Origin of the sequence: Nonomuraea antri, from assembly GCF_013283785.1 — a bacterium.
GTDB lineage: Bacteria > Actinomycetota > Actinomycetes > Streptosporangiales > Streptosporangiaceae > Nonomuraea > Nonomuraea antri.
This window is the reverse complement of the sequence record NZ_JABCPZ010000155.1, coordinates 13,198-27,009: the sequence shown is the minus strand read 5'-3', so window position 1 is coordinate 27,009 and position 13,812 is coordinate 13,198. Positions and strand designations below refer to the sequence as shown.

General features: G+C 72.9%; 15 protein-coding genes. 3 read left to right on the top strand and 12 right to left on the bottom strand.

What is annotated here, in order from left to right; genetic code table 11:
* Positions 1 to 54 precede the first annotated feature (54 nt).
* From HII36_RS37015 to HII36_RS37005, 3 genes are all read left to right on the top strand, one after another.
* A complete protein-coding gene (locus HII36_RS37015; RefSeq protein ID WP_236004259.1) occupies positions 55 to 510 on the top strand; it encodes an NADPH-dependent FMN reductase in 456 nt (151 codons plus the stop codon).
* On the top strand, positions 507 to 1,019 hold the full coding sequence (locus tag HII36_RS37010; RefSeq protein ID WP_173527979.1) for a flavin reductase family protein: 513 nt from the start codon (positions 507 to 509) through the stop codon (positions 1,017 to 1,019). The genes HII36_RS37015 and HII36_RS37010 overlap by 4 nt, the downstream gene beginning before the upstream one ends.
* Before the next feature lie 122 nt (positions 1,020 to 1,141).
* The gene (locus tag HII36_RS37005) at positions 1,142 to 1,648 is read left to right on the top strand and encodes a hypothetical protein (protein WP_173527978.1); all 507 of its coding nucleotides are present in this window, start codon (positions 1,142 to 1,144) and stop codon (positions 1,646 to 1,648) included.
* 21 nt (positions 1,649 to 1,669) lie between these two features.
* Here HII36_RS37005 and HII36_RS37000 read toward each other — a convergent pair whose 3' ends face one another.
* The 12 genes from HII36_RS37000 to HII36_RS36945 form a co-directional block, all read right to left on the bottom strand.
* Positions 1,670 to 2,572: a TauD/TfdA dioxygenase family protein gene (locus HII36_RS37000; RefSeq protein ID WP_173527977.1), complete on the bottom strand. Its 903-nt coding sequence runs from the start codon at positions 2,570 to 2,572 to the stop codon at positions 1,670 to 1,672.
* A 171-nt stretch (positions 2,573 to 2,743) separates the two neighbouring features.
* Positions 2,744 to 3,376: a LysE family translocator gene (locus tag HII36_RS36995; protein ID WP_173527976.1), complete on the bottom strand. Its 633-nt coding sequence runs from the start codon at positions 3,374 to 3,376 to the stop codon at positions 2,744 to 2,746.
* A gap of 12 nt (positions 3,377 to 3,388) precedes the next feature.
* Positions 3,389 to 4,267: an NAD-dependent epimerase/dehydratase family protein gene (locus HII36_RS36990; RefSeq protein ID WP_173527975.1), complete on the bottom strand. Its 879-nt coding sequence runs from the start codon at positions 4,265 to 4,267 to the stop codon at positions 3,389 to 3,391.
* Between the two features lie 89 nt (positions 4,268 to 4,356).
* Entirely contained in the window at positions 4,357 to 4,839 is a 483-nt protein-coding gene (locus HII36_RS36985; RefSeq protein WP_173527974.1) for a Clp protease N-terminal domain-containing protein, read from the bottom strand.
* Positions 4,836 to 5,069, bottom strand: a complete 234-nt coding sequence (locus HII36_RS36980) for a hypothetical protein (RefSeq protein WP_173527973.1) — start codon at positions 5,067 to 5,069, stop codon at positions 4,836 to 4,838. Before HII36_RS36980 ends, HII36_RS36985 begins: the two co-directional genes overlap by 4 nt.
* A gap of 105 nt (positions 5,070 to 5,174) precedes the next feature.
* Entirely contained in the window at positions 5,175 to 6,818 is a 1,644-nt protein-coding gene (locus HII36_RS36975) for an ABC transporter ATP-binding protein (protein ID WP_328808054.1), read from the bottom strand.
* A gap of 375 nt (positions 6,819 to 7,193) precedes the next feature.
* The gene (gene secD, locus HII36_RS36970; protein WP_328808053.1) at positions 7,194 to 9,410 is read right to left on the bottom strand and encodes a protein translocase subunit SecD; all 2,217 of its coding nucleotides are present in this window, start codon (positions 9,408 to 9,410) and stop codon (positions 7,194 to 7,196) included.
* A 67-nt stretch (positions 9,411 to 9,477) separates the two neighbouring features.
* Positions 9,478 to 9,918 carry a hypothetical protein gene (locus HII36_RS36965; RefSeq protein ID WP_173527970.1) on the bottom strand — a complete coding sequence of 147 codons (441 nt, stop codon included), beginning with the start codon at positions 9,916 to 9,918 and terminating at the stop codon, positions 9,478 to 9,480.
* A 60-nt stretch (positions 9,919 to 9,978) separates the two neighbouring features.
* Positions 9,979 to 11,502, bottom strand: a complete 1,524-nt coding sequence (locus HII36_RS36960) for an acyl-CoA synthetase (protein ID WP_173527969.1) — start codon at positions 11,500 to 11,502, stop codon at positions 9,979 to 9,981.
* 42 nt (positions 11,503 to 11,544) lie between these two features.
* Positions 11,545 to 12,003: a MaoC family dehydratase gene (locus HII36_RS36955; protein WP_173527968.1), complete on the bottom strand. Its 459-nt coding sequence runs from the start codon at positions 12,001 to 12,003 to the stop codon at positions 11,545 to 11,547.
* Positions 12,000 to 12,884, bottom strand: a complete 885-nt coding sequence (locus tag HII36_RS36950; protein ID WP_173527967.1) for an amidohydrolase family protein — start codon at positions 12,882 to 12,884, stop codon at positions 12,000 to 12,002. The genes HII36_RS36955 and HII36_RS36950 overlap by 4 nt, the downstream gene beginning before the upstream one ends.
* Positions 12,881 to 13,792 carry an SDR family oxidoreductase gene (locus HII36_RS36945; RefSeq protein ID WP_173527966.1) on the bottom strand — a complete coding sequence of 304 codons (912 nt, stop codon included), beginning with the start codon at positions 13,790 to 13,792 and terminating at the stop codon, positions 12,881 to 12,883. The genes HII36_RS36950 and HII36_RS36945 overlap by 4 nt, the downstream gene beginning before the upstream one ends.
* Between the last annotated feature and the right edge of the window lie 20 nt (positions 13,793 to 13,812).

Sequence of the window (13,812 nt, the reverse complement as noted above, 5' to 3'; positions counted from 1 at the left end):
GAGCCGGGCCGGGGGGATGGGCTCGGCCGCGCCGACGGACACGACGACGGGCGGCTGGTGGCGGCGCCCCGTCCGGACGTCGGCGCGGTCGGGCTGCCCGAGGTGGTGGACCTGTCGGCGCTGGGGCCGCACCTGCTCTCGCCCGTCCCGCACCCGGGGGTGGAGGTGGCGCTGGAACTGGTCACCGAGGCGGACGTGCTGGTGGTGGCCAGCCCCACCTACAAGGGCACCTACACCGGCCTGCTCAAGGCGTTCCTCGACCGGCTGCCGTCCGGCGCCCTGGCCGGGTCGGCGGCGCTGCCGCTGCTGGTCATGGGCGACCCGGCGCACTCGCTGGCGGTCGAGGTGCACCTGCGGCCGCTGCTGGTGGAGCTGGGCGCGTTCGTCCCGACGCCCGGGCTGGCGCTGCTGGAGTCGCAGCTGCCGAACCTGCGGGAGGTGCTGCGGCGCTGGGCGGACCGGGTGGCGCCGCAGGTGGCCGCCGCACTCGGCGAAGGAGCGCCGCGATGACGGAGACCCTGCACGGCCGCTCATCGGCGCTGGACGCCGAAGGCTACCGGCGCGCGCTCGCCGTGCACGCCGCCGGGGTCGTCATCATCACCGCGCAGAGCGACGGCATCCCGGTCGGGCTGACCGCCACGTCGTTCTCCTCGGTCAGCCTGGACCCGCCGCTGGTCTCCTTCTACGTCGACCGGACCTCCACCACCTGGCCCAGGCTGGGCGCGGCGGACCACTTCGCGGTCAACGTGCTGGCCAGCGACCAGGCCGAACTGGCGGCCAGGTTCGCGCGCAGGGGGACGGACCGCTTCGCCGAACCCACCCGCTGGCGCGCGGGACCGCTGGGCGCCCCGCTGCTGCAGGACGTCTCCGCCCACCTCATCTGCCTGCCGCACGAGACCATGGACGTCGGCGACCACGTGCTGGTGGTCGGCATGGTCGCCGAGGCCCGCGTGCACCGGCCCGGCCGGCCGCTGCTTTATCACCAGGGCCGCTTCGGCCGTTTCATCGCCCATCCGTGAATCCACCTCCGGACGCCGGGACCGCATTTCGCGGGCCCGGCGTCCGGCTTTCGCCGTGATTTTCCGGCGGTGGCTGGCATACTCCTCATTCGGCAAGATCCACTGAAATCCGAGGAGCCGGATTGTCCTCCACCGCCTGGCGATTGATCAGCGCTTTCCTGGTCGTGCTGCCGTCACTGTTCTCCCCCTGCGGCTGGGCCAGGAGCACGACCGCCTGCGCGGTCACGAGCACCGACAGCGGGGTGGGATTCGCGGTGCTGGCCCAGCCCGTCTTCCGCTCGGGCCTGTGGCCCGTCCTGGTGACCCTCGCGGACACCGCGCTGCTGCTGTTCGCGGTGCCGCTGCTGCTCGTCGCGCTGACCGCCAGGTTACGCGGGCGCCGGCCAGGAAGGATCGTGGTCGTCGTGCTCGCCGGGTGCGGGCTGGCCAATGTGCTGGCGAACATCGTCGCCCGGGTGCTCGGCTTCGACTTCATCTCGTACGCGATTTTGGAGGATCCGGAGTTCGTGCCGCCGCCGCCGTCCGTGTGGGTCGGCGTCGCCTTTCTCGCGGCCGCGTACGCGTTGTCGCGCGCCATTCGCCAGGCGCAATCGGAAAACGAAAAGGCGTCACCCCTTCTTCAGGAGTGACGCCTTTTCCGGCGATGAAGGTCAGGCGGCCACCGGCGAGTACGCGGCGGCGTCGCCCACCAGTGCCGTGCTGGGCCGCCCGTCCACGCCCACCGGCACGTCCCCGGCGATCGTGACCCGGTGCAGGCGGCGCGGCCGGTCGCCGAAGTCGTGCACCACCCGGTGCTGGGTGGCGCGGTTGTCCCAGACGGCCACGTCACCCGGCGCCCACCGCCAGCGCACCGTGTTCTCCACCTCGGTGACCTGCTCCTGGATCAGGCGGATGAGCGACGCCGACGCGGTCGAGGACAGCCCGGTCAGCCGCCTGGCGAAGTCGCCGAGCAGGATCGAGCGTTCCCCGGTCTCCGGATGCACGCGCACGACCGGATGCTCGGTCTCGAACACGGTCGAGGAGAAGATCTCGGCCTGTTCGCGGGCCAGCTCCGGATCGTCGGCGGCGGCGACCCTGGCGTAGTCGTACTGGTTGGTGTGCACCGCGCGCAGCCGGTCGAGCAGGTCGCGCAGCTCGGCGGCCAGGTGCTCGTAGGCGGTCACGGTGTTGGCCCACAAGGTGTCGCCGCCGGCCGGCGGGACGGTGACGGCCCGCAGCACCGAGGCCAGCGGCGGACGGTCGACGAAGGTGACGTCGGTGTGCCAGCGATCGACCTTCTGACCCCGGCGGTAGTCGAGGTCGAGGATGTGGCCGTTGCCGTCGAGCGCGGGCACGGTGGGGTGCGCCGCGGTCGGCTCGCCGAGCAGCCGGGCGAAGGCCACCTGGCTCCGCTCGTCGAGGTGGTCCTGGCCGCGGAAGAAGATCACTTTGTGGGTGAGCAGCGCCAGCCGGATCTCCGCGACCAGCTCGGCGGGCAGGTCGCCGCCCAGCCGTACGCCGGAGAGCTGCGCGCCTATGCGGCCCGCGACGGGAGTGATGGACAGGGATGACATGAATGCGGTCCTTCCGGGAGTGAACGGGTCGATGGCCGGAAGGACGGACACAGGGCGCTGGCCACGCGGCAGAAGTCCACGTGGCCGCGGATGGTGAGAGCCGTGGTGATCACGCTCTCACCGTAGATCGCGCCCCGGGTATAGTCAACACAATTGGTAGGAAATAGGGGATTACCGGTCGACGGCCAGTTTCACGCCGAGACCGATGAAGATGCCGCCGGTGGCCACGTCGATGCGCCGCCTGGCCGCCGCGCGCCGGCGCAGCCAGCCGCCGATCCGCCCGGCCAGCACGCCGACCGTGCCGTCCACCGCGAACTCCAGCAGGATCAGGATGGCGCCGAGAATCGCGAACTGCAGCCACACCCGGCCCAGCGCCGGGTCGACGAACTGGGGCAGGAACGCGATCGTGAACGTCACCATCTTCGGGTTCAGCAGGTTCGTCAGCATGCCGCTGGCGAACGCCCGCCGTCCTGTCAGGCCGGGGCGTGCGGAGTCGAGCTCGTCCTCGACGCCCTTGCGGTTACGCAGCATCTGCACGCCGAGGTAGATCAGGTAGGCCGCGCCGATGACCCTGACCACGGTGAACGCCACCGGAACCGCCTCGAACAGGGCCGCCAGCCCGGCCGCCGCCACCGCGACGTGCACCGCCTCGCTCACGGCCACCCCGGCCGTGGCGAACAGCCCGGCCCGCGCGCCGCCGCGCATCCCGCAGCCCAGCACGAACAGCATGTCCGGGCCCGGCGTGATCATGGCGATGACCGTGGTCACCGTGAAGAGCAGTAAAAGGTGTTGATCGATGGGCATGGGTGGAGTGTGTCAGACGCCGGCGTCCCGCTCGGCGAAACCGGAGCGCCAGGACGGCCGTTCCGGGCGCCAGCCACGGGACCGGGCCAGTCCGTTGACCGCGCCGCGGGCCCAGCCGAGCCGCCCGGCGACGGGCTCGGGCTCCGGCGCGCCGAGCGCCTTGGCCAGGACGGGCAGCCACGCGCGGCCCGGCGCCGGCTCGTCGTCCACCACGTTGACCGGGCCCGCCGGCCACTCCAGTGCGGCGACCGCGGCCCGCGCCGCGTCCGCCACGTGGACGAACGAGCTCACCGAGTCGTCGGCCACCAGACTTCCCAGGAACGTCGCCGCCGGGTCGCCGGACAGCGCCGCCGCGACCGGGCCGCCGGGGGCGTACCAGGTGCCCGGGCCGTACAGGATGCCGTAGCGCAGCACCACGGCCGTCTCCAGCTCGGCGGCGGTCTCCTCCAGCGCCCGGACCGCCGCCACCATGCCGGCCCGCGGCGGCTCAGCCTCGACGTCCAGCGGCGCGGACTCGTCTGCGGGCGCCGGGCCGGGGGCGTAGACCCAGGCGATCGACTGGGCGACGATCCTGCGCACCCCGGCCGCCCTGGCCGCGTCGACCAGGTTGCGTGTCCCCTCGCGGCGCAGCCGGCCGTTGGCGGCGCCGTCGGCGCCCGACAGGTCGGTCAGCTGGTGGATCACCACGTCGGGCGCGGCCGCGGCCACCGCCCGGCGCAGGCCGCCGGCGTCGTAGACGTCCACCCGCGCGGCCGCCGCGCCCTGCCGCCGCACCCGCTCGGCCCCCTCGGCCGTTCTGGACGTCCCGGTGACCTGGTGCCCCGCCTCGACCAGCATCGGGACGAGCAGCCGGCCGACGGCGCCCGTCGCGCCCGCTACGAAAACCCGCATGACAACGATCCTTCCTCGCTCACCAGGCCGCCCAGCCTGGCCGAGCCGGCGCGCCGCGCGCAACCCGCGTTGCCGGTTTCGGGACGGGGCTACCCGTCCTGGCCGACGAGCAGTTCGCGCACCCGGCCCGTCAGTTCGGCCCGGTCGACGCCGGCCAGTTCGAGCGCGCGCGGGACCGTGCCCACCTCGGACTGCAGGATGCCGAGCAGCACGTGCGGGGGACGCAGGTCCTTCTTGCGCGGCGCGGACGCGAAACCCCGTTCGAGCGCGAGCTTGGCCGAGGCGCCCATGCCGGGGTGCCGCGTGGAGTCGACGCTCGGGCGCGGCAGGTCGAAGGCGGCGCGTGACACCCCGGCCACGGCCAGGCTGCGGTCGAACTCCCGATCGAGCGCGGCGCGCACGCCCTCCTGGTCGAGCCCGGCCTCGGCCAGGACGCGCTGCTCGGGGGTGCCCTCGTAGCCGGCCACGGCCAGCAGGAGATGGTGGGCCTCGACCGTCGCCGACCCGTCTTTGCGGGCCTCGTAGTCTCCCTGCGTGAGGATCGTGTGCAGGTACATGTCGAATGCGTTCATTGTCGTCTCCTCAGCGTGACGCCGGCCGCGATGAGCCGCTTGGCGTGCTTCTTGTGCACCGCCTGGCGCGTGATCCCGAGGGCCTCGGCGACCTGCGGCCAGCCCCAGCCCGCCCGCATCGCCTGCTCGACGGCGGCGTCCTCCAGCTGGTCGGCCAGGCGGCGCAGCGCCACGACGGCCGCCAGCCCGTCGGCGGGATCGGTGGACGGGTGGATCTCTTCAGCCGGCATGCGAGCAACCTTAGTTGCTTGGAAGAGCGTTAGTCAACTTGGGTTGCTAAGCGGAGACGGCGAGGCCGGCCCTCCCGATCGGGAGAGCCGGCCCGTGTTCCGCGATCAGTCGAGCGGGGCCGCCGCCGGGCGTGGTGACAGCCGCTTGAGCGGGATCCGCTCCGCGCGCCGCCCCGGCTCCAGCGACACCACCCGGGCCTCGTCCGGGACCTGCCGCAGGTCATGGGTGATGAGCAGGGTGCTGCGCCCGGCCATGAGCAGGCGCAGCGGCTCCATCACCCGGGCCGCGGTGGCCTCGTCCAGGCCGGTCATGGGCTCGTCGAGCACCAGCACCGGCGCATCACGCAGCACCGCTCTGGCGATCGCGACGCGCTGGCGCTGGCCGCCGGACAGCAGCCGGCCCCGCGGGCCCACCGGCGTGTCGTAGCCGCGCGGCAGCAGCCGCGCGAACTCGTGTACCCCGGCCAGCTCCGCGGCCGCGCGCACCTGGCCGGGCGTGGCGTCCGGGCGGCCGTAGGCGATGTTGTCCCAGACGCTGCCGGAGAACATCAGCGGCTCCTGGTGCAGCACGGTGACGTTGTCACGCAGCGCGGCCCAGGTCAGGTCGCGGATGTCGGTCCCGTCCAGCAGGATGCGCCCGCTGCTCGGGTCGTGGAAGCGCAGCAGCAGCTTGGCCAGCGTGGACTTGCCCGCCCCGCTCGGCCCGGTGCACACCACGAGCTCGCCTGGTTCGACGGTGAACGACACGTCCCGCAGCGCCGGATGCCGGCGTCCCGGATAGGTGAAGCCCACGTGCTCGAACCTCACGCGCCCGGCGCCGCGGCCGGCCTGCGGGGTCGCGGTGCCGCTGTCGGTCACCACGGGACGGATCCTGAGGATCTCCATCACCCGGTCTGAGCCCGCCGCGGCCTCCGACACGGTCAGCGCGATCTCTCCCAGGCTCTGCACGGCCGGGTAGAGCAGCGCCAGGTACGCGGCGAAGGCCAGCAGCCCGCCCAGGGTGAGCCGGCCGGCGGCGATCTCCCAGGCGCCGATTCCGAGGATCACGATCAGGCAGACGGTCTCCAGCACCCGCAGCGCGGGCTCGTACAGGGCCGACAGCCGGGCCTGGGCCATGTTGGCGCCCAGCCACGAGCGGCCCTCGTCGTGCAGCCGCGCGGATTCGCGGCTCTGGCGGTTGCAGGCCTGCACCAGCGGCTGGTTGGCCAGCCCCTCCTCGATGACGCTGTTCATCGCGCCGTTGCTCAGCCGCTCCCTGGCGGAGGCGGTCCTGAACCTGGCCGCGAACACCTTCGAGACCACCACGAAGGCCGGGATCAGCGCCATCGTGACCAGCGCGAGATCCCAGCGGACGAAGAACGCCGCCCCCGCGAAGAACACCACGCTGGCGACCGTGGTGATCAGCTTGACCAGGCCGGAGCCCACCAGTTCCTCGATGGCCTCGATGTCGTCGGTGAGCCTGGCCATCAGGTCGCCCAGCCGCCGGTTCTCCACGAAGTCCGGCGACAGCGACTGGATGTGGCCGAAGACCCGGTCACGCAGCGTGAGCAGGAACCGTTCCGCGCCCAGGGCCGTGAGATACGTGCCGGCGAACGCCGCCGCCCCCGCGAGGGCGGCGAGCGCCAACCAGGCGGACGCGGGTCCCCAGAACGCCGACAGCCGCCGCGTGGTCAGCACCTCGTCGGTGATGTGCCCGAACAGGGCGATCGCGGCGACCTCGCACAACGCGGCCAGGACCGAGAACACCACTCCGGCTGCGAACAGCAGCCGTAGTCCCCGAGTTCCGGGCCAGAATTCACGAAATGTCCGGCGAAGTGAAACTGCCGGTGCCATAGCGGGTCGATTCGTACGGTCGGAAAGAGAGAGGGGGAGCCGGCGGTTGACCCGCCGGCTCTCCCCGGTTTTCTCTACCACCACCACCGCCTACGACGGCGGCATCCACACCACCTGCGGCGTCGGCGGCACCTCCAAGAGCTCTGATAGCCGTTTGCGAGAGTCATTTCTGCCTCCCCAATAGATTCGACTTCTTGCCCTCGATAAGGACACTACCCCGCAGAAGCGGACAAACTATCCGAAATAACCCGCGCAAAAAAATCTTGGCCTGGGGCTACCCGGACGTGAGGGTCACACCACGGCCCCCGATCCCTCCCTGCGCCGCTTGACGCGGGGCTGCGCTGGCTGCGGCGGCGGCTGCCGGTCGAACCTGGACAACAAGATCGCCGCGGGCCCGGCCACGAACCCGGACGACAGCGTGCCCAGCACGATGCCGGCCACCAGCGCCACGGCGAAGTCCCGCAGCGAGTCGCCGCCGAAGACGGTGAGCGCGAGCAGGATGAACAACGCGCCCAGCCCGGTGTTCACGGTGCGTGGCAGCGTCTGCAGGATCGCGCCGTTCACCGCGGCGGCCAGTGAGCCCGTCCTGCTCGCCGCCCACAGCTCCCTGACCCGGTCGAAGACCACCACCTTGTCGTTGACCGAGTAGCCGACGATGGTCAGCATCGCGGCCAGGAACACGCCGTCCACCGACTTGCCCAGCCACGCGAACAGCCCGAGCACCAGCGTGACGTCCACCAGCAGGGCCAGCACGGCCGCCGCGCCGAACGTCCACCTGAACCTGGCCGCCAGATACACCAGCTGCAGGGCCACGGCCACGCCGAGCGCGATGAGCGCGTTGCGCCGCAGTTCCTCGCCCAGGCTCGGGCCGATGAAGTCCTCGCGCCGCTTGGTCACCTCGCCGGCCTCGCGCTCCAGCTCCTGCTCGATCTTGGCGACCTGCTCCAGGCCGAGCCCGGCGGCCCGGACGGAGACCGAGTCGCCGCCGGCCTGCACCACCGCCGACGGGAGCCCGGCCCGCGTCACGGCCTGCCCGGCCACGTCCGCGCTGACCGGCTTGGACACGCCGAACTCGACCACGCGGCCGCCGGTGAACTCCACGCCCACGTTCAGCCCGCGCGCGAACAGCCCGGCGGCGGCCACCGCCACCAGCGCGACCGCCACGCCCAGCCAGAGCCTGCCCGCCCGCATGAGCTGCGGGTCGCGGCCGGTCAGCCAGGTCCTGACCGCGCCTGGCGAGCCGAAGCCCGACACCCGTGGCCCGACCCTGCCGATCATCGCCTGGGTCAGCACGCGCGTGATGAGCATGGCCGAGATCAGGGAGGCCAGCACGCCGACGCCCAGCGTCACGCCGAACCCCTTGACCGGGCCCGAGGCCAGCCAGAACAGCAGCCCGGCCGCGATCAGCGTGGTGATGTTGGAGTCGGCGATCGCGCTCCACGCGTTGGAGAAGCCGCGGGCCAGCGCCGCCTTCAGCCCGCGCTCGGGCGCCTGGCCGTACTCCTCTCTGGCCCGTTCGAAGACCAGCACGTTGGCGTCGATGGCCATGCCGATCGCCAGCACGAACCCGGCCAGTCCCGGCAGCGTGAACGTCGCGCCCATCGCCACCAGCGCGGCGTAGGAGATCAGGCCGTAGCACAGCAGCGCGATCACCGACAGCAGGCCGGCCAGCCGGTAGACGGCCACGATGAACGCCGCCGTCAGCGCCAGACCGGCGATCGCCGCCTTGGCGCTGGCGTCGATGGCCGACGCGCCCAGCGTCGGGCCGACCGTCCGCTGCTCGACCAGCTCCAGCGGGACGGGCAGCGCGCCGCCCTTGATCAGCACGGCCAGGTCACGCGCCTCCTCATAGCTGAACGACCCGGTGATGTCGGCGCTGCCGCCGGGAATGCCGCCGCGGCAGGGGATCGACGGGTCGAGCGGCGGCGAGGAGATGATCTCCTGGTCGAGCACGATCGCGATCCGCCGCTTCGGATCGCCCGCGGGCTCGCAGGCCGCCGCGCCGGTCAGCCGCTGCCAGGCGGCGGCGTCGCGGAACTCGAGGCTCACCCACCAGCCGGGGCCGCGCTGCGGGTCACTGCGCTCGGCCGCGTCGCTGACGCCGTCGCCGGTGATGGCGGCCGGGCCGAGCTTGAGCAGCTCGCCGTTCTGCTCGCGCAGCGACGCCGGGTCGCCCTCGGTGCCCGGGCCGAGCACCGGGTGGAACGCCAGTTGCGCGGTACGTCCGATGACCTCGGCCGCCTTGCGCGGGTCGAGCACGCCGGGCAGCTCGACGATGATCCGCTTCTCGCCCGAGCGGATCAGGGTGGGATCGACCACGCCGAGCGCGTCCGCCCGCTGGCGGAGCACGTCGAGCGCACGGTCGGTGGCGGTGGCGTCGGCCTTGACGGTGGCCGAGTCCTTCGACTCGAAGACCATATGCGTGCCGCCGCGCAGGTCCAGGCCCAGCCGTGGCGCGGTGACCAGGGCCAGGATCGCGGAGATCGCGATGACGGCGAACGCCGTCACCGCACGCCAAAATGGCGCACGGAACATGAAGCCTCCACAGGCTCAGAAATCAGGAAAAAGACGGATCTCAGAACCTGGTGAAGGGCGGCGCGCGGGCCGGGGCCGCGCCCGCCCGGCGGGCCGCGAGCGCGGCTCCACCTGTGGTGACGGCACCCGAGGCCAGGGTGAGCCGCGGCGCCGGCGGCCCGGACGGCGCCAGCGCCGCCCCGCCCTGCCAGACGGCCCCGGCCGCGCCGTGCCTGACCTGGATGGAGGTGTCGTGGAACGGCTCCTGCCGCAGCCCGGACCGCTCCGGCGCATGCCGCGAGGCGCCGTGCCGGAGCGCGACCCGCTCAGCAGCGCCCCGCTGATCGGCGAGCTGGCGGCGGGTGGTGCGGTCGGCGAGCTGGCCGGCGGCCTGCTGCCGGGCGGCCTGGGCGTAGGCGTGCGTGAGGGCCTGCGCCTGGGCGTGGGTGGGCAGGAACCAGGACAGCAGCAGAATCAGCGCGGCAGGCAGCCTGGTGCGCACTCGTCCCTCCCCCCATACGTCCGTGCCCCACACCGTAGCGTGCCGTGGGCCCGCCCGGGATCAGCCGCGAGCGTCCGGGGCCTGACGGTCGCGCAGGGCGGGTTTGCGCACCTTGCCCGACCCGGTCTTCGGCAGGCCGGACACCAGCTCGAACGTGCGCGGCACCTTGTACTTGGCCAGCCGGGCGAGCAGGAAGTCGCGCAGCTCGTCGCCGCTGACCTGATGACCGGGACGCGGCACCACGAACGCGCGGCCGACCTCGCCCCACGTCTCGTCGGGCACCCCGATCACGGCGGCCTCGGCCACCGCGGGGTGCTCGAACAGCACGCCCTCGACCTCGGCCGGATAGACGTTCTCGCCGCCGGAGATGTACATGTCCTTGATCCGGTCCACGATGTGCAGGTGCCCCTCCTCGTCGCGGACGGCCACGTCGCCGGAGCGGAACCAGCCGCCCGCCGCGAACGCCGCGGCCGTGGCCGCCGGGTCGCGCCAGTAGCCCGGCGTCACGTTCGGCCCCTTGACCAGCACCTCGCCCGGCTCGCCCGGCGCGGCGTCGGTGAGATCGGGACGCACCACCCGCACCCCGGCGAAGAACACCGGGACACCGGCCGACCCCACCTTGCGCGCGCTCTGCCCGGCCTCCAGGAACGTCGCGCCGGGCGCGGTCTCGGTCATCCCGTAGCCCTGGCAGAACACCAGGCCGCGCTCCTGGTAGGCGCGGATCAGCGCGGCGGGCACGGCGGCGCCGCCGCTCATGAGGACGCGCAGCGACGACAGGTCGGCCGTGGCCCAGCGCGGCGAGGCGGCGAACGCGGCGAACATCGTGGCCACCGCGAACATCCAGGTGACCCGGTGCTCCTCGATGAGGTCGTAGCAGGCGTCCACGTCCCAGGACGGCATGATCACCGAGCGGCCGCCCTTGATGAACGTCGGCAGCAGCGTCTGGTTCAGCGCCGCGACGTGGAAGAGCGGCGCGCTGATCAGCGTCACCTCGTCGCTCGCCACGTCCACGCCGACCAGCAGGTTGTAGGTGTTCCACACCAGGTTGCCGTGCGTGAGCGTGGCACCCTTGGGCCGTCCCGTGGTGCCCGAGGTGTAGAGGATCAGCGCCACGTCCTCGAGCGTCACCGGCACGTCGATCGGCGCCGGGTCGCCGCCCGCCAGCCACGTCTCGTACTCCTGCTCGCCCGGCGCGGGCGCGGCCAGCGCGGCGACCACGCGCAGCCCCGAGGTGTCGGGGACCCGCGCGGCGCACTCGGGCGCGTAGACCAGGGCCGCCGCCCCGGAGTGCGCCAGCAGGTAGGCCAGTTCCGGCTCGGTCAGCCGGGCGTTCAGCGGCACGAAGATCGCGCCGAGCACGTGCGTGGCGAACATGGTCTCGGCGAAGGCCGGATGGTTGGGGCCGAGGTAGGCGACCCGGTCGCCGGGCCCGATCCCGGCCGCGCGCAGCCGCGCCGCCAGCCGGTTCGCGCGCTCGTGCACCTGCGCGTAGGTCAGGCTCCGGTCCCGGTGGACGAACGCGACGCGCTCCGGCGTCATCTGGGCCCGGCGCGCGGGCCAGCCGCCCAGTCCGGCGTTTTGCATGATCTCCTCCGCGTGGTCGTCAGGCGTGGTGCCGGTGGGTCGTCAGGCGTAGTGCCGGTAGACGGCCCGGGCGACGCAGGCCGGTTTGGCCGAGCCGTCCGCCTCGACGATGAAGTCGATCAGCATCTGCACGCCGTTACCCGCCACCTCCTCCACCGACACGACCGTGCCCGTCAGGCGGATCCTGCCGCCGACCTTGACCGGGCTGGGGAAGCGCAGCTTGTCCAGGCCGTAGTTGACGCTCATGCTCACCCCCCGGACGTCGAGCAGCTCGCCGAACAGCGGGATGACCAGCGCCAGCGTGAGGTAGCCGTGCGCGATCGTGCCGCCGAACGGCCCGCCGGCCGCCCGGTCCGGGTCGGTGTGGATCCACTGGTGGTCGCCGGTGGTGTCGGCGAAGGCGTTCACCCGGTCCTGGCCGATCTCCAGCCAGGCGCTGTGGCCGAGGTCGCGGCCGGCCAGCGCCTTGAGCTCGGCCAGGCCGTTAGCGGTGATGGTCATGACGACGTCTCCTTGGGGGTGAGCCCGAGCAGGCGGGCGGCGTTGTCCTTGAGGATCTTGGGGCGGACCTCGGGCTTGATGTCGAGCGCGGCGAAGTCGGCCAGCCAGCGGTCGGGGGTGATCACCGGGTAGTCGGAGCCGAACAGCACCTTGTCGCGCAGCAGCGTGTTGGCGTACCTGACGAGCTGCGGCGGGAAGTACTTCGGCGACCAGCCGGACAGGTCGATGTACACCCGCGGCTTGTGCGTGGCCACCGCCAGCGCCTCGTCCTGCCACGGGAACGACGGGTGCGCCAGCACGATGCGCAGTTCGGGGAAGTCCACGGCGACGTCGTCGACCAGCATCGGGTTGGAGTGCTTCAGCCTGATCCCGCCGCCGCCGGGCACGCCCGCGCCGATGCCGGTCTGGCCGGTGTGGAACAGCGCGATCGCGCCCAGCTCCTGGATCGCCTCGTACAGCGGGTAGGCCATCCGGTCGTCGGGGGAGAAGCCCTGGATGCTCGGGTGGAACTTGAAGCCGCGCACGCCGTACCGCTCGACCAGGCGGCGGGCCTCGCGCACCCCGGCGCGGCCCTTCCACGGGTCGACGCTCGCGAACGGGATGAGCACGTCGGCGTGCTCGGCGCAGCTCTCGGCCACCTCCTCGTTGGAGATGCGCGGGTGGCCGGTGGCGTGCTCGGCGTCCACGGTGAACACCACGGCGGCCATCGCGCGCTCGCGGTAGTACGCGGCCGTCTCGGCGATCGTGGGCTGCCGGTGTCCGTGCGCCTTGAAGTAGTCGGCGGACGCGCCGAACAGCTCGGGGCTGAGCGAGCCGTGGCCGTCCCTGGAGATCTCGGCGTGCGTGTGCACGTCGATGGCGGTCAGCTCGGCGACGTTCACGACGCGGGCGCCTTCGGCGCGGGGATGCCGTACGTCTCGGGCGCGGCGCCGACGCCGGTGTCCCAGGAGGCGGCGATGGCCTCGGCGCTCCAGCCGCCGCCGGCCAGCGCCACGGCCTTCTCCGCCGGGTGCGACCACAGCGCCAGCCGGTCGCCGCCGATGCCGACGGCCTGCCCGCTCACCTCGGCGGCGGCGTCGGAGGCGAGGAAGACGATCAGGCCGGCCACGTCCTCGACCGTGCCCATGCCCTCCTGCTCGCGCAGCCAGCCGGGCAGCGGGCCGCCGGTGCGCTCGGCCTCGTCGAGGATCGGGGCGAAGGCCGGGATCGTCCTGGTCATCTCGGTGGCGGCCACCGGCACGACGGCGTTGACCGTGATGCCCGACCTGGCCAGCTCCAGCGCCCACGTCCTGGCCATCGCCACGATGCCGGCCTTGGCGGCGGCGTAGTTCGTCTGGCCGAAGTTGCCGCGCTGGCCGGCAGGGGAGGAGATGAGGATGAGCCGGCCGCCCGTGCCCTGCTCGCGCATCCGCCGGGCGGCGGCCCTGGCGCAGGTGAACGTGCCGCGCAGGTGCACGTCCACGACCGTGTCGAAGTCGTCGTCGGTCATCTTCCACAGCACCCGGTCGCGCAGCACGCCGGCGTTGGTGACCAGCACGTCGAGCCGGCCGAACGTCTCGACGGCGGTGCCGGCCAGCCGCTCGGCCACCTCGCTCCCGCCGACGGCGCCCGGGGCGGCGACCGCCCGGCCGCCCGCCGCGGCGATGGCCGCCGCCGTCTCGCCGGCCGCTGCCGCGTCCACGTCGTTGACCACGACGGACGACCCCGCCGCGGCCAGGGCCAGCGCGTACGCCCGGCCCAGGCCCCGGCCGGCGCCGGTGACCAGGCTCACTTTCCCTGACAAGTCCATGAAGCGGAACTTAGGCACTT